This is a genomic window from Streptomyces sp. NPDC005728 (assembly GCF_040630895.1).
In the GTDB taxonomy this organism is placed as follows: Bacteria; Actinomycetota; Actinomycetes; order Streptomycetales; family Streptomycetaceae; genus Streptomyces.
Map to the genome: position 1 here is coordinate 20,632 of NZ_JBEXYL010000049.1, position 26,114 is coordinate 46,745.

Annotated in this window: 27 protein-coding genes; 7 read left to right on the forward strand and 20 right to left on the reverse strand. The window is 72.1% G+C overall.

The annotated features are described in order from the left end of the window. Window positions 1–74 precede the first annotated feature (74 nt). Both ABZ471_RS28450 and ABZ471_RS28455 read right to left on the reverse strand, forming a co-directional pair. Window positions 75–662 carry a sigma-70 family RNA polymerase sigma factor gene (locus ABZ471_RS28450; RefSeq protein WP_359070216.1) on the reverse strand — a complete coding sequence of 196 codons (588 nt, stop codon included), beginning with the start codon at window positions 660–662 and terminating at the stop codon, window positions 75–77. A 739-nt stretch (window positions 663–1,401) separates the two neighbouring features. Continuing rightward, the gene (locus tag ABZ471_RS28455) at window positions 1,402–2,013 is read right to left on the reverse strand and encodes a response regulator transcription factor (RefSeq protein WP_003948568.1); all 612 of its coding nucleotides are present in this window, start codon (window positions 2,011–2,013) and stop codon (window positions 1,402–1,404) included. Between the two features lie 381 nt (window positions 2,014–2,394). Here ABZ471_RS28455 and ABZ471_RS28460 point away from each other — a divergent pair, with 381 nt between their 5' ends. Continuing rightward, window positions 2,395–2,724, forward strand: coding sequence for a WhiB family transcriptional regulator (locus ABZ471_RS28460; protein WP_359070218.1), 330 nt, complete (start codon window positions 2,395–2,397; stop codon window positions 2,722–2,724). A gap of 74 nt (window positions 2,725–2,798) precedes the next feature. On the opposite strand, the gene ABZ471_RS28465 is transcribed toward ABZ471_RS28460, so the two are convergent. Continuing rightward, window positions 2,799–3,698: a LysR family transcriptional regulator gene (locus ABZ471_RS28465; RefSeq protein WP_359070220.1), complete on the reverse strand. Its 900-nt coding sequence runs from the start codon at window positions 3,696–3,698 to the stop codon at window positions 2,799–2,801. A gap of 80 nt (window positions 3,699–3,778) precedes the next feature. Between ABZ471_RS28465 and ABZ471_RS28470 the strand changes: the two genes are divergently transcribed. From ABZ471_RS28470 to ABZ471_RS28480, 3 genes are all read left to right on the forward strand, one after another. Next, window positions 3,779–4,447, forward strand: a complete 669-nt coding sequence (locus ABZ471_RS28470; RefSeq protein WP_359070222.1) for an MOSC domain-containing protein — start codon at window positions 3,779–3,781, stop codon at window positions 4,445–4,447. A 52-nt stretch (window positions 4,448–4,499) separates the two neighbouring features. After that, the gene (locus ABZ471_RS28475; protein ID WP_359070223.1) at window positions 4,500–5,273 is read left to right on the forward strand and encodes an SDR family oxidoreductase; all 774 of its coding nucleotides are present in this window, start codon (window positions 4,500–4,502) and stop codon (window positions 5,271–5,273) included. Window positions 5,274–5,347: 74 nt separating this feature from the next. After that, window positions 5,348–6,055, forward strand: a complete 708-nt coding sequence (locus ABZ471_RS28480) for an ester cyclase (protein ID WP_359070225.1) — start codon at window positions 5,348–5,350, stop codon at window positions 6,053–6,055. 58 nt (window positions 6,056–6,113) lie between these two features. Here the strand turns inward: ABZ471_RS28480 and groL are convergent, their stop codons facing one another. The 4 genes from groL to ABZ471_RS28500 form a co-directional block, all read right to left on the reverse strand. Beyond that, entirely contained in the window at window positions 6,114–7,742 is a 1,629-nt protein-coding gene (gene groL, locus ABZ471_RS28485) for a chaperonin GroEL (protein ID WP_359070226.1), read from the reverse strand. Between the two features lie 119 nt (window positions 7,743–7,861). Further along, window positions 7,862–8,170, reverse strand: a complete 309-nt coding sequence (gene groES / locus ABZ471_RS28490; RefSeq protein WP_003998759.1) for a co-chaperone GroES — start codon at window positions 8,168–8,170, stop codon at window positions 7,862–7,864. 228 nt (window positions 8,171–8,398) lie between these two features. Beyond that, the gene (locus ABZ471_RS28495; RefSeq protein ID WP_359070228.1) at window positions 8,399–9,232 is read right to left on the reverse strand and encodes a polysaccharide deacetylase family protein; all 834 of its coding nucleotides are present in this window, start codon (window positions 9,230–9,232) and stop codon (window positions 8,399–8,401) included. Then, window positions 9,229–10,158, reverse strand: a complete 930-nt coding sequence (locus ABZ471_RS28500) for a polysaccharide deacetylase family protein (RefSeq protein ID WP_359070230.1) — start codon at window positions 10,156–10,158, stop codon at window positions 9,229–9,231. Before ABZ471_RS28500 ends, ABZ471_RS28495 begins: the two co-directional genes overlap by 4 nt. Before the next feature lie 90 nt (window positions 10,159–10,248). Between ABZ471_RS28500 and ABZ471_RS28505 the strand changes: the two genes are divergently transcribed. Further along, window positions 10,249–11,424, forward strand: a complete 1,176-nt coding sequence (locus ABZ471_RS28505; protein ID WP_359070231.1) for a methyltransferase domain-containing protein — start codon at window positions 10,249–10,251, stop codon at window positions 11,422–11,424. A 4-nt stretch (window positions 11,425–11,428) separates the two neighbouring features. Here ABZ471_RS28505 and ABZ471_RS28510 read toward each other — a convergent pair whose 3' ends face one another. The 5 genes from ABZ471_RS28510 to ABZ471_RS28530 all read right to left on the reverse strand — a co-directional run bounded on the left by ABZ471_RS28510 (window position 11,429) and on the right by ABZ471_RS28530 (window position 16,853). Continuing rightward, the gene (locus tag ABZ471_RS28510; protein WP_359070233.1) at window positions 11,429–12,688 is read right to left on the reverse strand and encodes a sigma-70 family RNA polymerase sigma factor; all 1,260 of its coding nucleotides are present in this window, start codon (window positions 12,686–12,688) and stop codon (window positions 11,429–11,431) included. A gap of 60 nt (window positions 12,689–12,748) precedes the next feature. Continuing rightward, a complete protein-coding gene (locus tag ABZ471_RS28515; RefSeq protein WP_359070235.1) occupies window positions 12,749–13,105 on the reverse strand; it encodes a YciI family protein in 357 nt (118 codons plus the stop codon). Window positions 13,106–13,253: 148 nt separating this feature from the next. Beyond that, the gene (locus ABZ471_RS28520; RefSeq protein ID WP_359070237.1) at window positions 13,254–14,303 is read right to left on the reverse strand and encodes an LCP family protein; all 1,050 of its coding nucleotides are present in this window, start codon (window positions 14,301–14,303) and stop codon (window positions 13,254–13,256) included. A gap of 74 nt (window positions 14,304–14,377) precedes the next feature. After that, window positions 14,378–15,733 (reverse strand): endo-1,4-beta-xylanase, encoded by a 1,356-nt coding sequence (locus ABZ471_RS28525; RefSeq protein ID WP_359070239.1) that lies wholly within the window; start codon window positions 15,731–15,733, stop codon window positions 14,378–14,380. Window positions 15,734–15,815: 82 nt separating this feature from the next. After that, window positions 15,816–16,853 carry a LacI family DNA-binding transcriptional regulator gene (locus ABZ471_RS28530; protein WP_359070240.1) on the reverse strand — a complete coding sequence of 346 codons (1,038 nt, stop codon included), beginning with the start codon at window positions 16,851–16,853 and terminating at the stop codon, window positions 15,816–15,818. A gap of 122 nt (window positions 16,854–16,975) precedes the next feature. Here ABZ471_RS28530 and ABZ471_RS28535 point away from each other — a divergent pair, with 122 nt between their 5' ends. Next, window positions 16,976–19,294 carry a glycoside hydrolase family 3 N-terminal domain-containing protein gene (locus ABZ471_RS28535; protein ID WP_359070242.1) on the forward strand — a complete coding sequence of 773 codons (2,319 nt, stop codon included), beginning with the start codon at window positions 16,976–16,978 and terminating at the stop codon, window positions 19,292–19,294. A 208-nt stretch (window positions 19,295–19,502) separates the two neighbouring features. Here the strand turns inward: ABZ471_RS28535 and ABZ471_RS28540 are convergent, their stop codons facing one another. From ABZ471_RS28540 to tsaB, 4 genes are read right to left on the reverse strand one after another with little or no spacing between them, the layout of a single operon-like run. Further along, window positions 19,503–19,769 (reverse strand): hypothetical protein, encoded by a 267-nt coding sequence (locus tag ABZ471_RS28540; protein ID WP_359070244.1) that lies wholly within the window; start codon window positions 19,767–19,769, stop codon window positions 19,503–19,505. Beyond that, window positions 19,766–20,851, reverse strand: a complete 1,086-nt coding sequence (gene tsaD / locus ABZ471_RS28545; RefSeq protein ID WP_359070245.1) for a tRNA (adenosine(37)-N6)-threonylcarbamoyltransferase complex transferase subunit TsaD — start codon at window positions 20,849–20,851, stop codon at window positions 19,766–19,768. The genes ABZ471_RS28540 and tsaD overlap by 4 nt, the downstream gene beginning before the upstream one ends. Then, window positions 20,844–21,341, reverse strand: a complete 498-nt coding sequence (gene rimI / locus ABZ471_RS28550) for a ribosomal protein S18-alanine N-acetyltransferase (protein WP_359070291.1) — start codon at window positions 21,339–21,341, stop codon at window positions 20,844–20,846. Before rimI ends, tsaD begins: the two co-directional genes overlap by 8 nt. 17 nt (window positions 21,342–21,358) lie before the next feature. Further along, a complete protein-coding gene (gene tsaB, locus ABZ471_RS28555; protein ID WP_359070246.1) occupies window positions 21,359–22,015 on the reverse strand; it encodes a tRNA (adenosine(37)-N6)-threonylcarbamoyltransferase complex dimerization subunit type 1 TsaB in 657 nt (218 codons plus the stop codon). A gap of 113 nt (window positions 22,016–22,128) precedes the next feature. Here tsaB and ABZ471_RS28560 point away from each other — a divergent pair, with 113 nt between their 5' ends. Further along, window positions 22,129–22,686 carry a hypothetical protein gene (locus ABZ471_RS28560; RefSeq protein ID WP_359070248.1) on the forward strand — a complete coding sequence of 186 codons (558 nt, stop codon included), beginning with the start codon at window positions 22,129–22,131 and terminating at the stop codon, window positions 22,684–22,686. Window positions 22,687–22,694: 8 nt separating this feature from the next. Here the strand turns inward: ABZ471_RS28560 and ABZ471_RS28565 are convergent, their stop codons facing one another. From ABZ471_RS28565 to alr, 4 genes are all read right to left on the reverse strand, one after another. Next, on the reverse strand, window positions 22,695–22,865 hold the full coding sequence (locus ABZ471_RS28565; RefSeq protein WP_359070249.1) for a hypothetical protein: 171 nt from the start codon (window positions 22,863–22,865) through the stop codon (window positions 22,695–22,697). Window positions 22,866–22,993: 128 nt separating this feature from the next. Further along, the gene (gene tsaE, locus ABZ471_RS28570; protein WP_359070251.1) at window positions 22,994–23,536 is read right to left on the reverse strand and encodes a tRNA (adenosine(37)-N6)-threonylcarbamoyltransferase complex ATPase subunit type 1 TsaE; all 543 of its coding nucleotides are present in this window, start codon (window positions 23,534–23,536) and stop codon (window positions 22,994–22,996) included. Continuing rightward, window positions 23,502–24,764: an alpha/beta hydrolase gene (locus ABZ471_RS28575; protein ID WP_359070253.1), complete on the reverse strand. Its 1,263-nt coding sequence runs from the start codon at window positions 24,762–24,764 to the stop codon at window positions 23,502–23,504. Before ABZ471_RS28575 ends, tsaE begins: the two co-directional genes overlap by 35 nt. Window positions 24,765–24,906: 142 nt before the next feature. Then, window positions 24,907–26,073 (reverse strand): alanine racemase, encoded by a 1,167-nt coding sequence (gene alr / locus ABZ471_RS28580; protein WP_359070255.1) that lies wholly within the window; start codon window positions 26,071–26,073, stop codon window positions 24,907–24,909. Window positions 26,074–26,114 lie beyond the last annotated feature (41 nt).

Sequence of the window (26,114 nt, forward strand, 5' to 3'; positions counted from 1 at the left end):
GCTTCGTATGTTCGTACGGAAACGAACGCGCGCCTGTTCACGAAGGGGAGCTGCAAAGGCTCCGCCCAGGGCTGTCACTGCTCGGCGAGTGCGCGCAGGCGGCTCAGCGCCCGGTGCTGGGCCACCCGCACGGCGCCGGGTGACATTCCCAACATCTGCCCCGTCTCCTCCGCGGTCAAGCCCACGGCGATGCGCAGCAGGAGCAGTTCGCGCTGGTTCTCGGGGAGGTTGGCCAGCAGTTTCTTGGCCCACGCGGCGTCGCTGCTGAGCAGGGCGCGCTCCTCGGGTCCGAGCGAGTCGTCGGGGCGTTCCGGCATCTCGTCCGAGGGGACGGCCGTGGAGCCAGGGTGACGCATCGCGGCGCGCTGGAGGTCGGCGACCTTGTGCGAGGCGATGGCGAAGACGAAGGCCTCGAAGGGACGGCCGGTGTCGCGGTAGCGCGGCAGGGCGAGCAGGACCGCCACGCAGACCTCCTGGGCGAGGTCCTCCACGAAGTGGCGCGCGTCGCCGGGGAGCCGGGACAGCCGGGTGCGGCAATAGCGCAGCGCCAGGGGGTGGACATGGGCGAGCAGGTCGTGCGTGGCCTGTTCGTCGCCGTCGACGGCACGATGGACGAGCGCACCGATCGCCCCGTGGGCCGTGCCCGCCTCGTCGTCGCGCATCGGTCCATGGTGCCCTGTGGCCGTACGGTCCGTCGCATCGTGTTCGTGGTTGTGCACCGAAGCGTTATGAGCAGGTGCGCCGGCACTCATCCCTTGCGCCCTCCCCTTCCGCTCGACCGACTTGTCCCCGAGAGACTCCACATCTCAAGGATGCGGCATCCGCGGCGAAACGAGCAGCGGGCCTCCGGCAGGCCGACTTGCGCATCGCGTGCCGACGTGCCGACGGGGTCGTACACCCGGTGTGCGCACACCCCGCACCGCGCTGCTCCGGGCGGACACGCGCCGGGGCCGCCCGGGGCCCGGACACCGGCCAGGGGCTGGTCCGGCCCGTCCCGGCGAGGGACTGGGACAGCGGCACGGGGCACGTCTCCGTTCCCACCCGGGGGCGTGGAGCCGGCGAGCGGCGTATCTCACGTCTCGCCGGGGCGTCGGGGGCCGGCCCGCGAAAGCGCGTCACATCCACTTCCGCGGGCACCCGGGACACTCGGGCAGGGGGCGCACCGGCGTCACACCCCCGGGGACGACGCGGACGCCCCCGTGGGCTGCCTGCGTCCGTCCCGGCAGGCAGGCCCGAACACCCCCGTGGCGCATGCCGGGTCGATCCCCGCGAGCGACCCGGATGCCGCCGAGCCGCCCGGCCCCCGCCACGGGCGGCGGGTCGGCCTCCGGCTCCCGGAGCGGCGCCCGGTGCACGGCGGCCCCGCCCGCCCCGCAGGGACGGCTCAGGGGCGCACACCCGCTACCGGACCAGTCCCCAGCGGAAGCCGAGTGCCACCGCGTGGGCCCGGTCCGAGGCGCCGAGCTTCTTGAACAGGCGACGGGCGTGCGTCTTGACGGTGTCCTCGGAGAGGAACAGCTCGCGGCCGATCTCGGCGTTGGAGCGGCCGTGGCTCATGCCCTCCAGCACCTGGATCTCGCGCGCGGTGAGGGTGGGCGCGGCGCCCATCTCGGCCGAGCGCAGCCGGCGCGGGGCCAGCCGCCAGGTCGGGTCGGCGAGGGCCTGGGTCACCGTGGCGCGCAGCTCCGCGCGCGAGGCGTCCTTGTGCAGATAGCCCCGGGCGCCGGCGGCGACCGCGAGGGCCACGCCGTCGAGGTCCTCGGCGACGGTGAGCATGATGATGCGCGCGCCCGGGTCGGCCGACAGCAGCCGGCGCACGGTCTCGACGCCGCCCAGGCCGGGCATGCGTACGTCCATCAGAATGAGATCGGAGCGGTCGGCGCCCCAGCGGCGGAGGACTTCCTCGCCGTTGGCCGCCGTCGTCACGCGCTCGACGCCGGGCACGGTCGCGACCGCGCGGCGGAGCGCCTCTCGGGCAAGCGGGGAGTCGTCGCAGACGAGGACGGATGTCATGACCGCCCTCCGCAGCTGATGCGCGTCACCTTGAGCCTCCAGGCTGGTACGGAATCGTCACCTGTGCGGTCGAACGTCTCGGACGCCTGCCCGAGCTCTTGTGTTTTCAACCGCCTCCGCACTCTCAACGACGGTCACTCGAAAGAGTTACGGGGCTGCATGCCGTCTTCGGCACTCTACGTGAGGGGGCCGACACGGTGCAGACATGCCCGACGGACCCTCAACTTTTCATCACAACCTATGCCCCATTTAGCCGTTTTTGCTCCCGTTTCTCAGTGTCTGGAGCTAGATTCGCAATGAGTCATATTTTCATCTCCTTAGACCGGAGATGTACGGTCGATGGCACCGTATCCGCCCAGAACGGCTACAAGGGGTCACGTAATGGCAGATTTCTCCCGCCTTCCCGGACCGAACGCGGACCTGTGGGACTGGCAGCTGCTGGCTGCCTGCCGCGGGGTGGACAGCTCGCTCTTCTTCCACCCGGAGGGCGAGCGCGGGGCGGCTCGGAGCGCTCGCGAGAACTCGGCCAAGGAGGTCTGCATGAGGTGCCCTGTCCGTGCGGAGTGCGCGGCGCACGCGCTGGCGGTGCGCGAGCCGTACGGAGTCTGGGGCGGCCTGACCGAGGACGAGCGCGAAGAGTTGATGGGGCGGGCGCGCAACCGGCTGGTGTCGGCATCGACGACCAGCGGGAGCACCGCCTCGAACGCCTGAAGGAACGTTTCTGCAATAGCTCCGCGCCTGGGCACGCGTGCGCGTGCCCGTGACAGCTCACTCCTTGCGCGGCGTCACTGCCGTCCGGCCGCCCGGGCCAGCTGCTCCAGCGTCGCAGCCACGGTCGGCACCTGGGCCAGGTCGGGCAGGGTGAGGGCGACGATCTGCCGGCGCACCACCGGCTCCAGCGCCACCGTGCGCACCCCCCGGGGCCGTACCGACTCCACCGCGAGCTGCGGCAGTACGGCAACCCCGAGACCCGCGCCCACCAGGCCCACCACCGCCGGATAGTCGTCGGTGGCGAAGTCGATGCGGGGCGTGAAGCCCGCGCCCTCGCACACCTCCACCAACTGACCGCGGCAGCGCGGGCAGCCCGCGATCCAGGGCTCCCGGGCCAGCTCCCCGATGGCGACGGACTCCGCGCGCGCGAGCCGGTGCCGCTCCGGCACCAGGGCGACCAGACGGTCGGTCAGCAGGGGCCGCACGACGAGGTCGTCCCAGTCCTCGGCGACCGCCGCGCCCTCGTAACGGAAGGCGAGCGCCAGGTCGCAGTCGCCCTCGCGCAGCAGCTCGACGGACTTCGGGGGCTCCGCCTCCTCCAGGGAGACCCGGGTGCCGGGGTGGGCGGCGCGCAGGGCGGCCAGGGCGGTGGGGACCAGGGTGGAGCTGCCGCTGGGGAAGGAGACCAGCCGGACCCGGCCGGCCCTGAGGCCCGCGATGGCGGCGACCTCCTCCTCGGCCGCGGTGAGCCCGGCGAGGATGCCGGAGGCGTGCCGGACCAGGGCCTCCCCTGCCTGGGTCAGGCGCATCTCGCGGCCGCTGCGGACCAGCAGCGGAGTGCCGACCGAGGCCTCCAGGGCCTTCATCTGCTGGCTGACGGCGGGCTGGGTGCAGCCCAGTTCGCGCCCCGCCGCCGAGAAGGAACCGGAGGTGGCGACGGCGCGCAGGACTCGGAGATGACGGGCCTCGATCACCCTTCAAGCATAAGGCGAGCTTGGACATGGTGCCCGATATCGCGTCGACGCTTTGGGTTGCGGTCCCGTACCGTGCGGACATGAAGCTTCTTTCGGTGAACCTCGGCCGCCCGCGGCCGGTGCCGTACACGGACCAGGCCGAGGGCGTGACGGCCATCGACAAGCGGCCTGCGGACGGGCTGGTACGGGTGGCGGCTCCCGGACCCAAAGGGGTCGGCGCGAGCGGCGTCGCCGGGGACACGGTGTGCGACCTGCGCCATCACGGCGGTGACGACCAGGCGGTGTACGCCTTCGCGCGCGAGGACCTCGACGACTGGGAGCGGGAGCTGGGCCGATCGTTGGCCAATGGTTCCTTCGGCGAGAACCTCACGACGGAGGGTCTGGACGTGTCCGGGGCGCTGATCGGCGAGCGCTGGCGGATCGGGTCCGAGGTGGTTCTGGAGGTCACCGCGGGGCGGATTCCGTGTCGTACGTTCCAGGGCCATCTGGGCGAGCGGGGATGGGTGAGGAGGTTCACCCGGAAGGGCGCGACGGGTGCCTACCTGCGGGTGATCGAACCGGGTGGGATCCGGGCGGGCGACCCGATCGAGGTCGTGCACCGGCCGGACCACGAGGTGACGGCAGCGATGCAGTTCCGCGCGGTGACCACCGAGCGGGACCTGCTGCCGCGGCTGCTCGCGGCGGGCGATGCGCTGCACGGCGAGGCGCTGGCCGCGGCCCGTAAGTACGTCGCCGGACAGGCCCGCTGAGGGGACGTCACCGGCAGCGGACGCTGTCGGTCCGGGTCACTACCCTTGGGCCATGACAACGGCTCTGATTACGGGATCGACCGCGGGAATCGGTGCCGCGTTCGCGCGGCGCCTGGCGGCTGACGGGCATGACCTCGTCCTGGTGGCGCGGGACGCCAAACGGCTGCGCGAGCAGGCGACCGAGTTGCACGACCGGCACGGCATCGAGGCGGAGGTGCTGTCCGCCGACCTCGCCGAGGACAAGGGCATCGAGACGGTGGCCGACCGGCTCGCTGACCGGAAGAACCCGGTCGACCTGCTGATCAACAACGCCGGCTTCGGCAACAAGGGCCACTATCTCGACGTGCCCATGGCCGACGAGCTGAGGATGCTCAAGGTGCACTGCGAGGCGGTGCTGCGGCTGACCTCGGCGGCGTCCGGGGCGATGCGCGAGCGCGGGCGCGGCGGGGTGGTGAATGTCGCCTCGGTGGCGGCCTTCGTGCCCCGGGGCACCTACGGCGCCTCGAAGGCCTGGGTCGTGCAGTTCACCCAGGGCGCGGCGAAGGACCTGGCGGGCAGCGGGGTGCGGCTGATGGCGCTGTGCCCCGGCTTCGTGCGCACCGAGTTCCACGAGCGGGCCGGGATGGGCACGGACAACATCCCGGGCTGGATGTGGCTGGACGCGGACAAGCTGGTCGCGGCGGCCCTCGCCGACCTCGCGCGCGGGAAGACGCTGTCCATCCCGGATCCCCGGTACAAGGCGCTGATGGGACTGGTGAAGGTCGCCCCGCGCGGACTGCTCGGCGGAATCAGCACGAAGACAGGACGCAAGTACGGGCCACAGTAGGACGGGTGGCGACCGCGTTCCGGTGGGAAAATGGGCCTGACGGATCCGGACCCAGGGGGCCGGGAGGCGGCGCCATGACGTTCGTACAGCTCATCGACTGCAGGACCAGCCGGCTCGACGAGATGAACCGGCTGATGGACCAGTGGGTCGAACAGACCAAGGGGAAGCGGACCGCGACGCACGCGGTGGTCGCCAAGGACCGCTCGGACGCGACCCACGTCATCGAGATCGTGGAGTTCCCGTCGTACGAGGAGGCGATGCGGAACTCGAACCTGCCGGAGACCGACCAGATCTTCCGGGAGCTGGTCGCCCTGTGCGACGAGATGCCGACGTTCACGGACCTGGACGTCGTGCGCGACGAGCAGTTGTACGCGACCCAGGCGCGGCGGTTCTTCGACACGGTCGCGATACAGGGGCCGTTGCCACCGCTGAACGACCTGCTCGCGGAGAACTACCACGACCACGATCCGGCCAACGAGCAGGACACGCTCGGGCTGGACAACATGCGGCGTGAGATCGACATGTGGCGGGGCGCCTTCGACTTCACGTTCACGGCCGAGGACCAGCTCACCCAGGGAGACCGGGTCTGCACCCGCTGGTCCTGGTACGGCATCCAGACGGGCGAGTTCATGGGCCTGCCCAACACCGGCCGGCAGGTGTCGATGACCGGTACGACCATCTTCCGGTTCGACGGCGACGGCCGGATCCGCGAGGGCTGGTGGCAGTACGACCGGCTCGGACTGCTGGGGCAGTTGGGCGCGCTGGACGCGCTGGAGAACTAGAACGGACGGCGAAGGCCCGGCACCCCGAGGGGGTGCCGGGCCTCAACGCCGAAGTGCGTCAGTGGGCGTGGCCGTGCGAGTGGCCGTGGCCCGCCTCGGCCGGCTCCTCTTCCTTCTTCTCGACGACCAGGGTCTCGGTCGTGAGCAGCAGGGAGGCGATGGAGGCGGCGTTCTCCAGGGCGGAGCGGGTGACCTTGACCGGGTCGATGACGCCGGCCTTGACCAGGTCGCCGTACTCGCTGGTGGCGGCGTTGAAGCCCTGGCCCTTGTCGAGCTCGGCGACCTTGGAGGTGATGACGTAACCCTCCAGGCCGGCGTTCTCGGCGATCCAGCGCAGCGGCTCGACGGCGGCGCGGCGGACGACCGAGACACCCGTGGCCTCGTCGCCGGTCTTGCCGAGGTTGCCCTCCAGGACCTTGACGGCATGGACCAGCGCGGAGCCACCACCGGAGACGATGCCCTCCTCGACCGCGGCGCGGGTCGCGGAGATGGCGTCCTCCAGACGGTGCTTCTTCTCCTTCAGCTCCACCTCGGTGGCGGCGCCGACCTTGATCACGCACACGCCGCCGGCCAGCTTCGCGAGGCGCTCCTGGAGCTTCTCGCGGTCCCAGTCGGAGTCGGTGTTCTCGATCTCGGCCTTGATCTGGGCGACGCGGCCGTGGACGGCCGAGGAGTCGCCGGCGCCGTCGACGATCGTGGTGTCGTCCTTGGTGACCGTGACGCGGCGGGCGGAACCCAGCACGTCCAGGCCGGCCTGGTCGAGCTTGAGGCCGACCTCCTCGGAGATGACCGTGGCGCCGGTGAGGACCGCCATGTCCTCCAGCATCGCCTTGCGGCGGTCACCGAAGCCGGGGGCCTTGACCGCGACCGCGTTGAAGGTGCCGCGGATCTTGTTGACGACGAGGGTCGACAGGGCCTCGCCCTCGAGGTCCTCGGCGATGATCAGCAGCGGCTTGGAGGCACCCGACTGGATGACCTTCTCCAGCAGCGGCAGCAGGTCCTGGATGGAGGAGATCTTGCCCTGGTTGATGAGGATGTACGGGTCCTCGAGGACGGCCTCCATGCGCTCCTGGTCCGTCACGAAGTACGGCGACAGGTAGCCCTTGTCGAAGGCCATGCCCTCGGTGAAGTCCAGCTCCAGACCGAAGGTGTTGGACTCCTCGACGGTGATGACACCGTCCTTGCCGACCTTGTCCATGGCCTCGGCGATCAGCTCACCGACCTGCTGGTCCTGGGCGGACAGCGCGGCGACGGCGGCGATGTCGGACTTCTCGTCGATCGGGCGCGCCGAGGCGAGCAGCTCGTCGGAGACGGCCTTGACCGCGGCGTCGATGCCCTTCTTCAGGGCGGCCGGGGAGGCACCGGCGGCGACGTTCTTCAGGCCCTCGCGCACCAGCGCCTGGGCGAGCACGGTGGCGGTGGTGGTGCCGTCACCAGCGACGTCGTTGGTCTTGGTCGCCACCTCCTTCACCAGCTGGGCACCGAGGTTCTCGTACGGGTCCTCGATCTCGACCTCGCGGGCGATCGTGACACCGTCGTTGGTGATGGTGGGGGCGCCGAACTTCTTGTCGATGACGACGTTGCGGCCCTTGGGGCCGATCGTCACCTTCACCGTGTCGGCCAGCTTGTTGACGCCGCGCTCGAGGGCGCGACGGGCGTCCTCGTCGAACTTCAGGATCTTCGCCATGACAGCGTGAGCCCTCTCGGAAATCTGTGGGTGAAAACGGCACTGCGCCCCGGGCGCCCGGCCTTTTCAGTGGTCGCGGGGGCCAGGGGCGCAGCGTCAAGCAATGTGTTCGAGGTGTCTTACTTCTCGATGATCGCGAGCACGTCGCGAGCCGAGAGGACGAGGTACTCCTCGCCGTTGTACTTCACCTCGGTGCCGCCGTACTTGCTGTACAGCACGATGTCGCCGGTCTTGACGTCGAGCGGCAGGCGCTCGCCGTTCTCGAAGCGGCCCGGGCCCACGGCCAGGACGACGCCCTCCTGGGGCTTCTCCTTGGCGGTGTCCGGGATGACCAGGCCAGAGGCGGTGGTCTGCTCGGCGTCGAGCGGCTGGACCACGATGCGGTCCTCAAGCGGCTTGATGGCAACCTTGGAGCTGGTGGTCGTCACGATCCGACCTCCCCCTTCGGAGATCTCACGGGGTTAACTGTCTGAGGTGGCGACCAGGTGGATCCGTCGTCGCGGGTGCCGGACCTGCCCGTCGCGTGTTGGCACTCTCCAGGGGGGAGTGCCAGAGCCGAGACTATGACTGCGATTAGCACTCGGTCAAGCGGAGTGCCAATGCGGTGCGGCGCGTCGGCCCGGTCGGGGCCCGTGGAGCACCGGCTCCGGAAGGCTCTACAGATAGTCCTCGAGGCTCCCCACCGTCAGCCCGCTCGCCTGGACGCGGCGCAGCAGGCGTCTCGTGCGCTCCCTGAGGGTGAGACCGGTGGCCTCGTCGGGGCCGACGAGGACGACGTCTCCCGGGCGCAGACGCCTCTCCCCCCGCACGTAGGAGATGCCGTCGGAGGTCATGGCGGCGCGCCACAGGACGAGTGCGGAGATGCCGCAATCGGCGGCCGCGCGCAGGGTCGTGGTGTCGTACGTGCCGTAGGGCGGGCGGAACAGGCGCGGGCGGATGCCGAAACGGGACCTGAGTTTGTCCTGCTGGCCGCAGATCTCGGCGCGCTGGCCGGCGTACGGCAGTCCGGGCATCGCCGGGTGGTCGAGGGTGTGGTTCTCGATGTCGGCGCCGACCGCGCGCAGACGGGCGAAGTGGCCGTAGCCGGGTCCCACGACGCTGTCGGTGAGGAAGAAGCTGACCGGCAGCCTCAGGTCGCGGACCATGTCGACGAACCGCGGGTCCCGTTCGGCGCCGTCGTCGTAGGTGAGGAAGACGACCTTGTCGGTGGTGGCGACGTGGTCCAGGACCCGGGGCGGGTCGGCGCCCGCCCGATGGGCCGTCACGAGCCGGCCCGGGTTGCGGGGCGGCGCGGCGAGCGGGGCGGCCAGGCCCCAGCGGCGGTAGGCCTCGTCACCGGCCCGGCTCGGCGGCCGTGCCCCCTGGGCCGCCCGCTTGCCCAGGCGTTCGATGGGGTCGACGGACTGGGCGCAGCCCGCGAGGAGCAGGGTGGAGGCGAGTACGGCGGCCGGTGCGGCCCGAGCACGTCCCGGTCGCCCCCGGCGCCTCACAGGTAGTCCTCCAGGCGTGCCACGGCGTACCCGTCGCGCGTGACCCTGTTCAGGAACCTGCGCATGTCGTCGACCATCGTGCCGTCCCAGTCGTCACGGCCGCGGAAGTGGGTGAGCACGATGTCGCCGGGATGCAGAGCGCGGTCCCAGTCGCGGTACTCCCAGTGGTCGACGAAGACCTCCTCGTCCCAGATCGGCGCGTACCTGATCCCGCAGGTCTTGGCGGCGCGCAGGGTGTCGCCGTTGTAGTTGCCGTAGGGCGGGCGGAAGACCGTGGGCGCCTTGCCGAACTGCTTCTTCATGATGGCCTGCATGCCGCAGATCTCGTCCTTCTGCTCCTCGTACGACAGGCCGGGCAGGTAGGGGTGGGTGAGGGTGTGGTTGTTGAGGGTGTGTCCCTCGGCCTGCATCCGGCGGAAGTAGCCGTAGTCGTCCTTGACGAGGTAGTTGCTGAGGAAGGCCGTGTAGGGGATCTTCAGGTCGCTCATCATGCGCAGGAAGTCCGGGTCCTTCTCGGCGCCGTCGTCGATGGTGAGGAACACGACCTTCTGCCGGGTGGGGACGGTGGTGAAGACCGGCGGCAGGTTCTCCTCCTCCTGACCGTCCACCTCGAAGCCGTCGCGCGGGGTGATCCTGGGCTTGCGGGACGGCGGCGCGGGGGGCGTCAGGGGCACCCGGTCCAGCCGCCAGTGCCGGGCGGCGGCGACCAGTCGGGCGTGTTCGGCGGCGGCACGGGCCTGGGGGTCCAGCGCCTGGGCGGGGCCGCCCCGGCCCGGCCGGCCCGGCCCGGAGTGGGGGCCGGAGTCCGCGTCCTCGGCGGCGCAGCCGGAGGCGAAGGCGACACAGGCCAGTACGGCCGCGCCGCAGCGGAGGGAGGTCCTCCGAAGCCCTGCCCGACTTTTGTCATTTTGTAGTACTAGTTCCATGGCGTCGGATCTTCCCAGGCCCCAGCCCAGAACCCGGGTCGACACCGCCACCGGAGGCGCACCATCCACCGACTGGCCCACAATGACCCGGTGAACGACCTCGCTCCTCTCCTCACCCCCGAAGGCCGCGCCCTCCTCGACGAGGTGCGCGACACCGACCCCGCCCAGGAGCTGGCCGTCGCCACTCGGCTGCGCCGCGAGCACCCGGCCGAGCTGGTGTCGGCGGCGCTGGGGCAGGCCCGGCTGCGGCAGCGGGCGGCGGCCAAGTTCGGGGCCGAGGACGCGGGCCGGATGTTCTTCACGCCCAACGGGGTCGAGCAGTCGACCCGCGCGAGCGTGGCGGCGTACCGGGCGAACCGTATGAAGGAACTGGGTGTGGCCTCGGTCGCCGACCTGTGCTGCGGGATCGGCGGCGACGCGATCGCGCTGGCCCGGGCCGGGATCCGGGTGCTGGCCGTGGACCGGGATCCGCCGACGGCGGCCGCGGCACGGGCGAACGCCGAGGCGCTGGGGCTCGCCGGCCTGATCGAGGTGCGGGAGGCGGACGTCACGGAGGTGGACACGGCCGGCTACGACGCCGTGTTCGTGGACCCGGCCCGCCGGGGCGGGCGGGGCAGGATCTTCGACCCGGAGGCGTACTCACCGCCCCTGTCCTGGGCGGTCGCCACGGCCCTCGGGGCTCCCCGCGCGGCTCTGAAGATCGCCCCCGGCATCCCGCACGAGGCGGTCCCCGCCGAGGCCGAGGCCGAGTGGATCTCGGACGGCGGGGACGTGAAGGAGGCGGTGCTGTGGTTCGGCACCGGGACGCCGGGGGCCGTACGGGCCACGCTGCTTCCGGGCCCGCGCACGCTGCTCGGCCGGGGACTGCCCGATCCACGAGTGCGCCCGGTCGGGCGGTACCTGTACGAGCCCGACGGCGCCGTCATCCGCGCCCACCTGGTCGCGGAGGTGGCCGAGGAGGTCGGCGGCGGCCTCCTCGACGCGACCATCGCGTATGTCGCGGCCGACGAGCTGCGCCCGACGCCGTACGCCTCCGCCTACGAGATCACCGATCAACTCCCCTTCAACGTCAAGAAGTTGAAGGCCCTGCTGCGGGAGCGGGAGGTCGGCACGCTGACCGTGAAGAAGCGGGGCTCGGCGGTGGAGCCGGAGGAGCTGCGCAGGAAGGTCAAACCGCAGGGGCCGGGCGCGGCCACGGTGTTCCTCACCCGGGTCGCGGGGGCGCCGACCATGCTGATCGGGGCCCCCGCGTCCGCGCGCCCCTGAGCCCTCACCCGCCGGGCAGGGAACGCAGTCTCTCCCGCAGCAGCTGCCGCTCGCGCTCGTTGCGCGTCAGCCCGGCAGCCCGTTCGAACTCCTCGCGTGCCTCGGCGGTGCGGCCCAGCCGTGCCAGCAGGTCGCCCCGCACGCTGGGCAGCAGGTGGTACTCCCGCAGGGCGGGTTCGGCGGCCAGGGCGTCCACCAGCTTCAGCCCCTCGGCCGGGCCCTCGGCCATCGACACGGCGACGGCACGGTTCAGTTCCACGACCGGGGACGGGGAACGGGCCGCGAGCAGGCCGTACAGGGTGGCGATGGCCCGCCAGTCGGTCTCCTCGTAGGTGTACGCGTGCGCGTGGCAGGCGGCGATGGCCGCCTGGAGGGCGTAGGTACCGGGGGCACCGGTGGCCGTTGCGTCGGCACGGCCGAGGGCCCGGATGCCGCGGGCGACGAGCATGCGGTTCCAGCGGCGGCGGTTCTGGTCCTTCAGGAGCACCGGTGCGCCGTCGGGGCCGGTGCGGGCGGCGGCGCGGGAGGCCTGGAACTCCAGGAGCGAGGTCAGGGCGTGCACCTCGGGCTCCTTCGGCATCAGCGAGGAGAGCACACGGGCCAGCCGGAGCGCGTCCTCGCACAGCCCGGGACGCAGCAGGTCGTCCCCGGCCGTGGCCGCGTAACCCTCGTTGAAGATCAGGTAGATGACGTCCAGGACGGAGCCGAGGCGGGCCTCGCGGTCGGGTCCGTACGGCACCTCGAAGGCGACGTTCTTCGTGGCGAGCGTCTTCTTCGCCCGGACGATGCGCTGGGCGATCGTCGGCTCCGGGACCAGGTGGGCGCGGGCGATCTCGGCCGTGGTCAGGCCGCCGAGCAGGCGCAGGGTGAGCGCGGTGCGGGCCTCCGGGGACAGCACCGGGTGGCAGGTGGTGAAGACCAGCCGCAGCAGGTCGTCGTCGATGTCGTCCGGGTCGGCGGGTTCCTCGGGCGGGGCCGTGGTCTCCAGGTCCCGGCCGATCTCGGCGAGCTTGCGGGCGTAGGTCTCGCGGCGCCGGACCAGGTCGACGGCGCGGTGCCGGGCGGTGGCCATGAGCCAGGCACCCGGGTTGTCGGGCACGCCGTCCCTGGGCCACTTCTCCAGTGCCGCCACCAGCGCGTCCTGCGCCAGCTCCTCGGCGATGCCGACGTCCCGCACGATCCGGGCGACGCCGGCGATGACCCGCGGGGACTCCAGACGGAAGACGGTCTCGATCGTGTGCGCCGCGGTGGGCTGTGGTTCCACAGCCCACCATGCAACACCCCCGGACGGCCCGGGGCCAAAGGATCAGGGCCCAGAAAGGGCTCAGCCTTCCGCGATCTCCCGGACCTCGCAGGTCACGGTCCAGTGCTCCTCGTGGACCTGGAGGAACCTCTTGGTCCACTCCAGGGCCTCGGCCTTGTCCTTGCACTGCATGATCGCGTAGCCGCCGACGACCTCCTTGGACTCGGTGAAGGGCCCGTCGGTGACGGAGATCTTCCCGCCCTCCCAGCGCATCCGGGTGCCCTGGGCGGAGGGGGTCAGCCCGGCGGTGTCGAGCATGACCCCGGCCTTGGTGACCTCCTCGATCAGCCGGCCCATCCGCTGCATCAGTTCCTCGCTGGGGCCCTCGGCGGGGGCGGAGGCCTCGTCGATCTGCACGAGCGACAGGTAGCGGGGCATGGTGACTCCTTCGGTCTGCGGCGGCGGGGCCTTCCCCCGCCGCTCACCCATGCGTCGAACGGGAGACGTCCGGATCGACACGCGCCCGGAATTTCCTCGAAGATTTTTTCCGGGGCCCTGCGGTGCCGCTGTTTCGGGGAGAAGCCGCTCAGCGCAGCGAAGCCCACAGTTCGCTCGCCGCCGGCTCCTCGGCCACCACGCGGTTGGGGTCGGAGGGTGCCGTGACGACCGGCATCGTCACCGTCTTCACCCGGTCGGCCGCGAGGCCCTTCAGGCTCCGGCCGAGCTTCGTCAGCTCGGCCAGGGAGTCCAGCCCGGTGTCGGTGGTGAGGCTGGCGGTGACCGCGTCGGCGACCTGGTAGAGCTTGGCCGGGTCGGTGAGGAGATCGGTGGCGGCCATCTGCTCCAGCAGGGCCTTCACCAGTTTCTGCTGGAGGCCTATGCGGCCGAGGTCGCTGCCGTCGCCTATGCCGTGCCGGGTGCGGGCGAGGGCCAGGGCCCGGGTGCCGTCCAGGTGGTGGGTGCCCGCCGTGAGGTGCAGATGGCTCTTGTCGTCGTCGATGTCCTCGTCGGTGGTGACCGTGACCCCGCCGAGCGCGTTCACGAGCTTGGCGAAGCCGGAGAAGTCGATCTCGATGTAGTGGTCCATGCGGACACCGGTGATCGACTCGACGGTCTTCACCGCGCAGACCGGTCCGCCCACCGAATAGGCGCTGTTGAACATCGCGTGGTACGCCGCTGCCGTGGACCCGCCGGAGGACAGCGGACAGGACGGTCGGGTGACGAGGGTGTCGCGCGGGATGCTGACGACGCTCGCCCTCGTCCGGCCGGCGTCGAGGTGCACCACCATCGCGGTGTCGGAACGGGCGCCGGAACTGTCGCCGCCGCCCAGCTCCTGGTTGGCCTTGCCGCTGCGCGAGTCGGATCCGAGGACCAGGATGTTCAGGGCTCCGGTGGGCAGCGGGGAGGCGCCGGCCGACGCGGCCGGGGCGATCACCGCCTGCGCCGGGCGGTTGTCGCCGAGCGCGCTGTCGATGTCCACGCTCTTGATGTTGTCGTCGAGGTGCCAGTAGGCATACCCGGCTGCGGCCGTGCCCAGCACCAGCAGTCCCGCCACGGCGAGGCCGACGGCCTTCAGCGCTCTCGACCGCCGGCCCACCCGTCCGCCCGCGTCGCCTTGCTCCTCGTGTCGCGTCACGGGCAGGAACGTAAGTCCGAATTATTAGCGGATTGTTAGGAGAACCCGTGAGAGACGGTTTTCTCGGGAAATTCTCATCCCACCGTCACCGCGGGCACCGGGTTGCTCCCGCTCCACGACGCGTTGAACCCGAACGTCACCGAACCGCCGTCCGGCACCGCCCCGTTGTACGAGGCGTTCGCGCAGGACACCGCCGTGCCCGACTGGGTGCAGGCGGCGTTCCAGGCCTGCGTGATCTGCTGGCCCGCGCCGAACGTCCAGTTCGCCTTCCACGAGGACAGCGAGGCCCCGGAGCAGGAGATCGTCACCTGGCCGGTGAAGCCGGTGTTCCACTGGCTGGTCACGCTGTAGGCCGCGGTGCAGGCGGCGGTCGGGGGCGGGGTGGTGGTGGAACCGCCGAGCGCCTCGGCGATGCCGTGGTACGCCGGTTTCGGTGCGTAGTTCTCGTCGTACGGCGTCGCCGCCCCGTACCCGGGGAACGTGCTCGGCACCCAGGAGTCGGAGTCGGTGAAGCCCCACACGGTGACGTTGGCGCAGCGGGCCACGGCCGCGCAGGCGGCCACGACGGACTTGAAGTCGGCGGCCTGCTGGGCGAGTTTCGTGCTGTCGGCCGGTAGTGCCATCCGTACGTCCAGCTCGGTGATCGCCACGTCCACGCCGAGGTCGGCGAAGCGCTGGATGTTCTGCTGGAGCGTGGCCGGCACCTGGCCGAGGACCAGATGGGCCTGGAGGCCGACGCCGTCGATCGGGACGCCCTGCTGCTTGAGGGACCTGACGAGGTTGTACAGGGCGGTGGACTTCGCGTTCACGCCCTCGACGTTGTAGTCGTTGATGTACAGCCTGGCGTCCGGATCGGCCGCGTGGGCCCAGGTCAGAGCGGAGGCGATGTAGCCGGGGCCGAGGCCGTTGTACCAGAGCGTCGAGCGGTAGCTGCCGTCCTCGTTGAACGGCTCGTTGACCACGTCCCAGGCGGCGATCTCGCCCTGGTAGCGGCCGACCTCGGTACTGATGTGGTTCTGCAGCAGGCTGCCGAGCTGGGCGGAGGTCCAGCTGCCGCTGGTCAGCCAGCTCGGGTTCTGGCTGTGCCAGACCAGGGTGTGGCCGCGTACCTGCTGGTGGTGGGCCTGGGCGAAGGCCACGATCTGGTCGGCCTCGCTCCAGTTGAAGCTGCCCTGCGTGGGCTCGACCGTGCCCCACTTCATGGCGTTGCCCGGGGTCAGCGAGCTGAACTGGGCCCCGGCGAGGTCGCCGTAGGTGCCGGTGAGCTTGGAGCCGGTGACCGCCGTGCCGATGACCTTGCCCTTCGCCGCCGCGAGGTCACGCAGGGGCGTGTCGGCGGCGTGGGCGGTGCCGGTGCCGGCGGTGAACAGGCCGACGGCGGTGACCAGGGCGGCCAGACAGGCCCTCAAGGGAGTTCTGGAGGATCTCATTGCGGGTGCCTCCGAAAGTTTCGGTCGTGCAACCGATTGACTTCGGAGGAGTGTGGGGGCGCACCTCCCACCCGTCAATACGTCAACTTCCGGCCACACCCGGCGCTGCCGTGCTGGACCGCACCACCAGACTCGTCGCCAGCTCCACCCGGGTCGCCGCCCGCTCGTCCTGTGCGCGGGCCAGTTCCAGCACCAGCCGCGCCGCGGCCTCGGCCATCTCCGTAAGCGGCTGCCGTACGGTCGTCAGCGGCGGGCCCACCCAGCGGGCCACCGGCAGATCGTCGAAGCCGACCACGCTCAGGTCCTCCGGGATGCGCAGGCCCAGCTCGCGCGCGGCCTCGTACAGCCCCAGCGCCTGCAGGTCGTTGCCCGCGAAGACGGCGGTGGGCCGGTCGGGGCCACGCAGCAGTTCCAGGCCCAGGCGGTAGCCGGAGTCGTGGTGGAAGTCGCCGGTCCTGATCAGGCGCTGGTCGACGGGGAGGCCGGCGGTCTCCAGGGCGGCCCGGTAACCGTCGACGCGGGCGCGGCTGCACATCATCCGGGAGGGGCCGCTGATCGCGCCGATCCGGGTGTGGCCGAGTTCGACCAGGTGGCGGGTGGCGGCGAGGCCGCCCTGCCAGTTGGTGGCGCCGATGGAGGGGACGTCCGGGCCGGGGTCGCCGGCCGGGTCCATCACCACGAACGGGATGGACCGGCTGGTCAGCAGCGCCCGCTGGGACTCGTCCAGGCCGGACAGTACGAGGACCACCCCGTGCGGGCGGCGGGCGGCGACCTGGTCGGCCCAGGTCCGCCCCGGGGTGAGCCGCCCGGCCGACTCGGACAGCACCACGCTCAGACCCGCGTCCCGTGCCACGTTCTCCACCCCGCGGATGACCTCCATCGCCCAGGCGCTCTCCAGCTCGTGGAAGACCAGGTCGATCAGCGGCGAGCGGGAGGCCTCGGCGCGGCGGCGCCGGTAGCCGTAGGCGCGCAGCAGTTCCTCGACACGGGTGCGGGTCGCCGGGGCGACGTCGGCGCGGCCGTTGAGGACCTTCGAAACAGTCGGAGCGGACACTCCGGCTTCCCGGGCGATCTCGGCGAGGGTCGCCGTCTGCGTTTCTACGGGCTTCGAAGGCTTCATGCCCGGGATCGTATCCCTGCGGCCCCTCTTGACGAAGGTCTGTGTGCGCCATAGGTTCCCGGAACATTCGAGATTTTATCCGAAACATTCGCGAGCATCCCGACCCATCCGACGGGAGTTCCATGACCATCGCTCCTTGGCGCGACCCCGCCCGGCCCGCCGCCGACCGCGTCGGCGACCTGCTCTCCCGGATGACCCTGGAGGAGAAGACCGCCCAGCTGTACGGCGTGTGGGTGGGCGCCGCCACGGACGGCGGCGGGGTCGCCCCGCTGCAGCGGGAGATGACCGCCGGCCCCTCCGCCGATGAATGGAACGAGCTGATCACCCGTGGCCTCGGCCAGCTGACCCGCTCCTTCGGCACCGCCCCCGTGGCGGCGGATGTCGGCGCCGAGGCCCTGGCCCGCGCCCAGCGGCGGATCGCGGCGGCGGGCCGCTTCGGCATCCCGGCCCTCGCCCACGAGGAGTGCCTGGCGGGCTTCACGGCCTGGGGCGCGACGGCGTATCCGGTGCCGCTGGCCTGGGGCGCGGCCTTCGACCCGGCGCTGGTCGAGGAGCTGGGCCGGCACATCGGCCGCGATCTGCGCGCGGCCGGCGTCCACCAGGGCCTGGCCCCCGTCCTGGACGTGGTCCGCGACCCGCGCTGGGGCCGGGTGGAGGAGACGATCGGCGAGGACCCGTACCTGGTCGGCACGGTCGGCGCGGCCTATGTGCGCGGCCTGGAGTCGGCCGGGATCATCGCCACGCTCAAGCACTTCGCCGGGTACGCGTCCTCGGCGGGCGCCCGCAACCTCGCCCCCGTCCGGGCGGGCGTGCGCGAGTTCGCGGACGTGACCCTGCCGCCGTTCGAGATGGCGCTGCGCGAGGGCGGGGCGCGCTCGGTGATGGCCGCGTACACCGAGACCGACGGCGTTCCGGTCTCCGCCGACCCGCGCCTGCTCACCGAACTCCTGCGGGACGAGTGGGGGTTCACCGGCACCGTGGTCGCCGACTACTTCGGCATCGGCTTCCTGCGGACCCAGCACCGGGTCGCCGAGGACGAGGCGGGCGCGGCGCACCTGGCACTCGCGGCGGGCGTCGACGTCGAGCTGCCGACCCTGCACTGCTACGGCACACCGCTCGTGACCGCCGTACGCGAGGGCCGCGTCCCGGAGTCCCTGGTGGACCGGGCGGCCCGCCGCGTCCTGCTCCAGAAGTGCGAACTGGGTCTGCTGGACGCGGACTGGCAGCCGGAGCCGACCGGCCCCGTCGACCTCGACCCGGCGGACAACCGCGCCCTGGCCCGCCGGCTGGCCCAGGAGTCGGTGGTCCTGCTGGACAACCCCGACGGCCTGCTCCCGCTGGCCCCAGACACCCGGGTCGCGGTGGTCGGCCCCCGCGCGGCGGACGCGCTCGCGATGCTCGGCTGCTACTCCTTCCCGTCCCACGTCCTCCCCCACCACCCGGAGGTCCCCCTCGGCATCTCGATCCCGACCGTCCTGGACTCCCTGCGCGCCGAACTCCCGGACGCCAAGGTCACGTTCGCCCAGGGCTGCGAGGTCGCGGACCCGGACACCGCCGGGATCCAGGAGGCGGTGACCCGGGCGGCGGAGGCGGACGTGTGCGTGGCGGTCCTCGGCGACCGCGCGGGCCTGTTCGGCCGGGGCACGTCCGGCGAGGGCTGCGATGTCGCGGACCTGGAACTGCCCGGCGTACAGGGCGAGCTGCTGGACGCGCTGGTCGCCACGGGCATCCCGGTGGTCCTGGTCCTGCTGACCGGACGCCCGTACGCACTGGGCCGCTGGCAGGGCCGGCTCGGCGCGGTCGTGCAGGCCTTCTTCCCCGGCGAGGAGGGCGGCCCGGCGGTGGCCGGAGTCCTGTCCGGCCGGGTGAACCCCTCGGGCCGTCTGCCGGTGAGCGTCCCGCGGCTGCCCGGCGGACAGCCCTGGACCTATCTCCAGCCTCCGCTGGGCCTGGCCGGCGAGGTCAGCAGCCTGGACCCGACCCCGCTGTACCCCTTCGGCCACGGCCGCTCGTACACGACGTTCTCCTGGCAGGACTGCACGGGCGACGATGTCACCGAGGTCACCACGGACGGCTCGTACGACCTCTCCCTGACCGTCCGCAACACGGGCGGGTGCGCGGGCGCGGAGGTCGTCCAGCTGTACCTGCACGACCCGGTGGCGTCGGTGACCCGCCCGGACGTCCGGCTCATCGGCTACCAGCGGGTGGAACTGGTTCCGGGCGAGGCCCGCCGGGTGACCTTCCGCTTCCACGCGGACCTGTCGTCCTTCACCGACCGCACGGGCGCGCGGGTGGTGGAGCCGGGGGCCCTGGAGCTGCGCCTGGGCCCGTCGAGCGCCGAGGTACGGCACACGGCACGGCTGCGGCTGACCGGGCGGGTGCGCGTACTGGGTCCGGACCGGATGCTGCGGTGCGGGACGAGGGTGTTCCCGGCGGACTGAACCGGCCGGCCCGCCGGGAACGAGAACACCCCGCCCCCGGCGGGCCGGGAGCGGGGTGTCTGTGGAGCGCCGGGCAGGCCTTGCACCTGCATTTCCCCGCAGGAAGCGGGGCGTCTTTCCTTGGACCACCAACGCACTGCGTCCGGGCCGGTGTTCCGGCCGTTCGCTGTGTGATGATCATAGCGGATGGACGGGCCTGCGCGCCACTTCAGCGTTCCGGATCCCCGTCCACCGGCTCGAAGCGCCACCGGTGCACCGCCCGGCTCGCCAACGACCCGTCCGGCTCGGGCAGTTCCGGCAGACCGGCGTCGTACGGCGCGTCCCACCACGTGATGACCAGCACCCGGTCCTGCGGGGCGCGGAAGGTCTCCCGGCGCAGCGGCTCCCGGGCGAGCCGCTGCGTCCGCGCCCAGGCGAGCAGTTCCTCGCCCCGCCCCTCGACGGCCCGGGCCTCCCACATCAGGGCGACCGTCATGAGTACAGGTTCTCCTTGCTGACCTCGTGCACATGGTCGTGGCCCGGGACGTGCGGGTCCGTCACCGGCAGGGAGGAGTCCGCGGACAGGTCCCAGCCGGAGGCGGCCCGGTTGCGGGCGACCATCTCGGCGCCGAGGGCCGCGACCATCGCGCCGTTGTCCGTGCACAGCTTGGGGCGCGGGACGCGCAGCCGGATGCCGGCCGCCTCGCAGCGCTCCTGGGCGAGGGCCCGCAGACGGGAGTTGGCCGCGACACCGCCGCCGATCATCAGGTGGTCGACGCCCTCGTCCTTGCAGGCGCGAACCGCCTTGCGGGTCAGGACGTCCACCACGGCCTCCTGGAAGGAGGCGGCCACGTCACGCACCGGGACCTCCTCGCCGGCGGCGCGCCTGGCCTCGATCCAGCGGGCCACGGCCGTCTTCAGGCCGGAGAAGGAGAAGTCGTACGCCGGGTCGCGCGGGCCGGTCAGGCCGCGCGGGAAGGCGATCGCCCCGGGGTCGCCCTCGCGGGCGTAGCGGTCGATGACCGGGCCGCCGGGGAAGCCCAGGTTCAGCACGCGGGCGATCTTGTCGAAGGCCTCGCCCGCCGCGTCGTCGATGGTCTGGCCCATAGGGCGTACGTCGGAGGTGATGTCCTCGGACAGGAGCAGGGAGGAGTGGCCGCCGGACACCAGCAGGGCCATGGTCGGCTCGGGCAGCGGGCCGTGCTCCAGCTGGTCCACGCAGATGTGGGAGGCGAGGTGGTTGACGCCGTAGAGGGGCTTGCCGAGCGCATAGGCGTACGCCTTGGCCGCCGAGACGCCGACCAGCAGGGCGCCGGCGAGGCCGGGTCCCGCGGTGACCGCGATGCCGTCGAGGTCCTTCACGGAGACTCCCGCCTCCTTCAGGGCGCGGTCGATGGTGGGGACCATCGCCTCCAGATGGGCCCGCGACGCCACCTCGGGCACGACGCCGCCGAAGCGGGCGTGCTCGTCGACGCTGGAGGCGATGGCGTCCGCCAGCAGGGTGGTGCCGCGGACGATGCCGACGCCGGTCTCGTCGCAGGACGTCTCGATGCCGAGGACGAGAGGTTCGTCAGTCATTGATCTCGGTTCCTTGTACGGAGGAAGAACCCGCGGCGGAGCCGCTCGGGGGTTCCGTGGTCAGGCGCATCACCAGGGCGTCCACGTTCCCCGGCTGGTAGTAGCCGCGCCTGAATCCGATGGGTTCGAAGCCGAAGCGCTCGTAGAGCTTCTGGGCGCGGATGTTGTCCACCCGGCACTCGAGCATGACCTCGGCGCACTCGAAGGCGGTGGCGGCCTTCAGCAGTTCGGCCAGCAGGCGGGCGCCGAGGCCGGTGCCCTGGAGGCCTCGGCTCACGGCGATGGTCTGGACGTCGGCCAGCTCGCCGGCGGCGGCCAGGCCCGCGTAGCCGACGATCCGGTCGGCGTCCTCGGCCACGAGGTAGCGCCGGGTCGCCTCGGGGCCCCGGGAGTGGGACAGCTCGGACCAGAACATGCCCCGGGACCAGGCGTCCTCGGGGAACAGGTCCTTCTCCAGCTCCAGGACCGGGTCGATGTCCCACCAGCGCATCTCGCGCAGCTGTGCGGTCACTTGGGCGTGACCACCTTGTAGTTCTTGGGGACCTGGGCGTCGGGGCGGCGCAGGTACAGCGGACGCGGCGCCGCAAGTTCCTCGCCCGCGGCCAGTTTCTCGGCGGCCAGCGAGGCGAGGGCGGCGGCGGACACGTGCTCGGGCTCGTGGGCGCTCGGGAACGTGTCCGGGTAGAGCAGCGCGCCGGCGCCGACCGCGGGGAGCCCGGCGACCCGCTCGGCGATGTCGGCAGGCCGGTCGACGGCCGGGTCGGTCAGGCGGGTGCGGGAGTCGGCGTACGTCGCCCAGTAGACCTCCTTGCGCCGGGCGTCGGTCGCCACGACGAAGGGGCCCTTCTCGATGTCGGCGGCGTAGGCGAGGCCGTCCAGCGTGCACAGGCCGTACACGGGGACGCCGAGCGCGAGGCCGAAGGTGTCGGCCGTCATCAGGCCGACGCGCAGGCCGGTGTAGGGGCCGGGGCCGATGCCGACCACGATCCCGGTGACGGCCTCCAGCTTGAGCCCCGCCTCGGCAAGCACGCGGTCGACGGCCGGCAGCAGCAGCTCTCCGTGCCGGCGCGCGTCCACCTGGCTCGACGAGGCGACGACTTCCGTGCCGTCGTGCAGCGCGACGGTGACGGCGGGGGTGGCGGTATCCAGAGCGAGCAAGAGCACGCAAACAGCCTACGGCGCCCGCGGCTCGTGCATGGCCGTCCGGGGCAGGCCGTGACTGACTGCTACGGTCTGTACGAAGTACGACATATGACGCGAGGCAGAGGTGGACGGACGTGGCAGGGACCAGCTCGGGGATCGTGGCCGGCCTGACCGCGGCCGCCGTGGGCACCGTCGGCTTCCTCGCCTACCAGGCGTCGGCGACCGTTCCGCCGGGCCTCGGCGGCCGGCCCGGGGCGAGTGTGTCGCCCTCGGCCAGCACCAGCAAGGCCCCGCGCGACCGGCGCAACCCGGGCGCCCTGCCGAGCGGCTCGGGCAAGGGTGAACGGGTCGTGTACTCGGTGGACGACGACCGGGTCTGGCTGGTCGACGAGCTGGGCCGGGTGCAGCGCGGCTTCGGGGTACGCCCCGGCACCGTCGACCCGCCCACGGGGACGTACTGGGTCACGTCCCGGTCCAACGCGGTCACCGGGACGGACGGGGTCCCCATCGAGCACGTGGTGCGCTTCACCAGCGTGGACGGGGTGGTGATCGGCTTCAGCGCGGCGGTGGCCGGCAGCGTGACCATGGCCGCCGAGGGCGTCAGGACGGGCGGCATCCGGGAGCGGCGCGAGGACGGCGACGCGATGTGGAAGTTCGCGACGATCGGCGTCCCGGTCGTCGTCATCCGCTAGCGCGGGGGTTACGCGGCCTCGCGGTGCCGTTGCTGCCGTCCGGCCGGCTCGGGCTCCGGGGCCCGCGGTGGCCTGGAGACCGCGTCCGCGGCCGCGCACGACGCCAGCAGATCACGCATGGACAGTCCGCTGTTCACGGGCCGCTCGGCCGGCTGCGCCGTGGGGCGAGAAGCGGGCATGGACGCCTCCTGAGGTGCGGGGGCGGGGCGTAGTTAGGCACACCTAACCACGGGCTGGATACCATGTGACCACGCCCGGGACGTCCTGCGCAATACGTTGCCGACGGCTTGTCGGAAAGTGCGGCGGATCAGGCCGCGAGCGTCTCCAGACCGGCTCGGTCCCACCGCTCCCCGAGCCCGGTCACGGTCACGTGCCGTACCTCGTCCGTTCCCTGGGGTTCGGGGGTGACCTCCGAGGGTGCGGTTCCGACGGACCGGTGGATGACGACCCGCAGCCGGTCCTCGGTCAGTTCCTCGACCTTGCCCTCGCCCCATTCGACGACGATCACCGAGTCGGTCAGGGAGACGTCGAGGTCCAGGTCCTCCATCTCGTCGAGGCCGCCGCCGAGCCGGTAGGCGTCGACGTGGACGAGCGGCGGGCCGTCGCCGAGGGAGGGGTGCACCCGGGCGATCACGAAGGTCGGCGAGGTGACCGCGCCGCGGACCCCGAGCCCTTCGCCGAGCCCGCGGGTCAGCGTCGTCTTGCCCGCGCCCAGTTCCCCGGTGAGCATGACCAGGTCGCCCGCGCGCAGCAGCTTGGCCAGTCGGCGGCCCAGCTCCCGCATCTGCTCGGGAGTGGTGACGGTCAGCCGGGTCTCAGCGGGGTTGTGCGGTGCTGCTGGTGCTTCCATAGCCACTTACGGTAGCTCCTGCGGGCACGGCGCCCGCGCGGGTGAGCAGGTCGGCGAGGCGGTCCGTGACCACCTCCGGGTGTTCCAGCATGACCAGGTGCCCGGCGTCCGGCACGAGCACCAGCTCGGCATCCGGGAGCAGGTCGCCGATGACCTCGCTGTGCTCGCTGGGCGTGACCAGGTCCTGCACCCCGGCCAGCACGAGCACCGGGAAGTCCTGGAAGCAGGTGAGCGCCTCGGTCTTGTCGTGGTCGGTGAAGGCCGGGTAGAACTCGGCGACCACGTCGATCGGCGTGGACTCGATCATCCGCTCGGCGAACCGCTCGACCGCCGGGTCGACGTCGCGGGTCGCGAACGAGTACCGCTTGATGATCCCGGCGAACAGGTCGGCGGTGGCCCTGCGGCCCTTCTCCACCAGTTCCGCCTGCTGTCCGAGCGCCTTCAGCACCCCGGGGAGGATCCGGCGCACCGCGTTGACGCCGGCGAGGGGAAGCCCGAAGTTGACCTCGCCGAGCCGCCCCGAGGACGTGCCGACGAAGGCGGTGGCTACCACCCGGTCCCGGATCAGCTCCGGGTACTGGTCGGCCAGCGCCATCATCGTCATGCCGCCCATGGAGTGGCCGACCAGCACGATCGGCCCGTCCGGTACGGCCGCGTCGAGGACCGCCTTCAGATCGCGGCCGAGCTGGTCGATGGTGACGGGCACGCCGTCCTGGGCCTGGGCCGCGCCCCGCCCGGACCGCCCGTGGCTGCGCTGGTCCCAGTGCACGGTCCGTACGACCCCGCGCAGGGCCGCACGCTGGAAGTGCCAGGAGTCCTGGTTGAGGCAGTAGCCGTGGCTGAAGACGACGGTGACCGGGGCGGGTGCCTTGCGGCCGAAGAGCCGGCGGCGGCGCGGGGAGACGTTCGGGCCGGGGTCGGGTTCGACGTCGTCGACCTCGTAGTACAGCTCGGTGCCGTCGTCGGCGTGCGCCTTGCCGGGGGTGCCGCGCAGGGTGCCGTAGGGGCCCGCCGAGTCCAGCGCCAGCCGCGCCTTGCGGCGCATCCCGCGGCCGACGGTCATCCGCTCGATGGCGACGCCCGCGGCCGCGCCCGCGGCGATCACGCCTATCGCGGCACCGGCGATGCCGGTCGCCCTGCGCCAGCTCCCGGCCGCCTCCGCGGCGGAGGCGGCGGCGGCCGCCGAGGCGACGGCGTCCGCCACGGCCTCCGCACTGCTCTCGCTCACGTACCGCTCCTCTTCGCCGTACTGCAGTTCGCTGGGTGAATGAAACAGGTGGTGCCGTCGTGGTGCGTGTGGTTCCGATGTGGTGCGTGTCGCGCTTCGTGACAGGCGTCACCGGACGTGGGGCGCCCGGCCCTGAAAGGGGTTACCCCTCTTCTTCCCCGTTCACATAGACGCGAGGAACACGCGTTCCGATCCGTGTGACGATTTCGTACGCGATCGTGCCGCAGGCCTGCGCCCAGTCCTCGGCGGTCGGCTCGCCCCGGTCACCGGGCCCGAACAGCACCGCCTCCGCGCCCACCGGGGGCTCGTCCCCGCCGAGGTCGACCACGAACTGGTCCATCGCGACCCGCCCGGCGACGGTCCGCCACTTGCCGTCGACCAGCACCGGCCCGGTGCCGGAGGCGTGCCGGGGGATGCCGTCCGCGTAGCCGACGGGCACGAGGCCGAGGGTGGTGTCGCCGGCGGTGATGTGGTGGTGGCCGTAGCTGACGCCGTGGCCGCCCGGCACGTGCTTGACCAGGGCGAGCGAGGCGCTGAGCGTCATCACCGGCCGCAGGCCGAAGTCGGCCGGGGTGCCGATCTCCGGGCTGGGCGAGACGCCGTACATGGCGATACCGGGACGGACCAGGTCGAAGTGGGTCTCCGGAAGGGTGAGCGTGGCCGGGGAGTTGGCGAGGTGCCGCACCTCGGGGCGCACGCCCTGCTCCTCGGCGTACGCCACCATCTCGCGGAACCGGGAGAGCTGGGCGGCGATGGACGGATGCCCGGGCTCGTCGGCGCAGGCGAAGTGGGACCACAGTCCGGTGACCCGGACCAGACCCGCACGCTCGGCGCGCAGGGCCTCACCGACCAGCTCGGGCCAGTCGGCGGGCTGGCAGCCGTTGCGTCCGAGCCCGGTGTCGGCCTTCAACTGCACCCGCGCGGGCCGGCCCGCCTGCCGGGCGGCCTCCGTCACCTCGCGCAGCGCCCACATCCCGCTGAGCGAGACGTCGATGTCCGCCTCGATGGCCTGCCGCCAGGGCCCGCCCGGCACCCACAGCCAGCACAGGACACGGGTGTCCAGACCGGCGGCGCGCAGCGCGAGGGCCTCCTCCGGGGTGGCCGTGCCGAGCCAGGCGGCCCCGGCCTCGACGGCCGCGCGGGCACACGGCACCGCCCCGTGGCCGTACGCGTCGGATTTGACGACGGCCATCAGGGCCGCACCCTTCGCGCGGGCACGCAGGGCCCGCACATTGGCGCGCAGGGCGGCCAGATCGATCTCGGCCCGGGCGCGCAGGGGCGCGGTCGGCACAGCTGAAGTCTCACTCATGGCGCCCCCAGTCTCTCAGAGGGCTGTGCGGGCCCCTGGTG

What these genes read in the sequence shown, in the direction of transcription:
- ABZ471_RS28455 (WP_003948568.1), bottom strand. Translation starts at nt 2,013, where the DNA reads ATGACATCCGTCCTCGTCTGCGACGACTCCCCGCTTGCCCGAGAGGCG.
- groL (WP_359070226.1), bottom strand. Translation starts at nt 7,742, where the DNA reads ATGGCGAAGATCCTGAAGTTCGACGAGGACGCCCGTCGCGCCCTCGAG.
- ABZ471_RS28480 (WP_359070225.1), top strand. Translation starts at nt 5,348, where the DNA reads ATGACGTTCGTACAGCTCATCGACTGCAGGACCAGCCGGCTCGACGAG.
- ABZ471_RS28565 (WP_359070249.1), bottom strand. Translation starts at nt 22,865, where the DNA reads ATGCCCGCTTCTCGCCCCACGGCGCAGCCGGCCGAGCGGCCCGTGAAC.
- ABZ471_RS28475 (WP_359070223.1), top strand. Translation starts at nt 4,500, where the DNA reads ATGACAACGGCTCTGATTACGGGATCGACCGCGGGAATCGGTGCCGCG.
- alr (WP_359070255.1), bottom strand. Translation starts at nt 26,073, where the DNA reads ATGAGTGAGACTTCAGCTGTGCCGACCGCGCCCCTGCGCGCCCGGGCC.
- ABZ471_RS28515 (WP_359070235.1), bottom strand. Translation starts at nt 13,105, where the DNA reads ATGCCCCGCTACCTGTCGCTCGTGCAGATCGACGAGGCCTCCGCCCCC.
- ABZ471_RS28470 (WP_359070222.1), top strand. Translation starts at nt 3,779, where the DNA reads ATGAAGCTTCTTTCGGTGAACCTCGGCCGCCCGCGGCCGGTGCCGTAC.
- ABZ471_RS28535 (WP_359070242.1), top strand. Translation starts at nt 16,976, where the DNA reads ATGACCATCGCTCCTTGGCGCGACCCCGCCCGGCCCGCCGCCGACCGC.
- ABZ471_RS28500 (WP_359070230.1), bottom strand. Translation starts at nt 10,158, where the DNA reads ATGGAACTAGTACTACAAAATGACAAAAGTCGGGCAGGGCTTCGGAGG.
- tsaD (WP_359070245.1), bottom strand. Translation starts at nt 20,851, where the DNA reads ATGACTGACGAACCTCTCGTCCTCGGCATCGAGACGTCCTGCGACGAG.
- ABZ471_RS28525 (WP_359070239.1), bottom strand. Translation starts at nt 15,733, where the DNA reads ATGAGATCCTCCAGAACTCCCTTGAGGGCCTGTCTGGCCGCCCTGGTC.
- ABZ471_RS28460 (WP_359070218.1), top strand. Translation starts at nt 2,395, where the DNA reads ATGGCAGATTTCTCCCGCCTTCCCGGACCGAACGCGGACCTGTGGGAC.
- rimI (WP_359070291.1), bottom strand. Translation starts at nt 21,341, where the DNA reads ATGCGCTGGTGGGACATCGACCCGGTCCTGGAGCTGGAGAAGGACCTG.
- tsaE (WP_359070251.1), bottom strand. Translation starts at nt 23,536, where the DNA reads ATGGAAGCACCAGCAGCACCGCACAACCCCGCTGAGACCCGGCTGACC.
- ABZ471_RS28530 (WP_359070240.1), bottom strand. Translation starts at nt 16,853, where the DNA reads ATGAAGCCTTCGAAGCCCGTAGAAACGCAGACGGCGACCCTCGCCGAG.
- ABZ471_RS28540 (WP_359070244.1), bottom strand. Translation starts at nt 19,769, where the DNA reads ATGACGGTCGCCCTGATGTGGGAGGCCCGGGCCGTCGAGGGGCGGGGC.
- ABZ471_RS28450 (WP_359070216.1), bottom strand. Translation starts at nt 662, where the DNA reads ATGCGCGACGACGAGGCGGGCACGGCCCACGGGGCGATCGGTGCGCTC.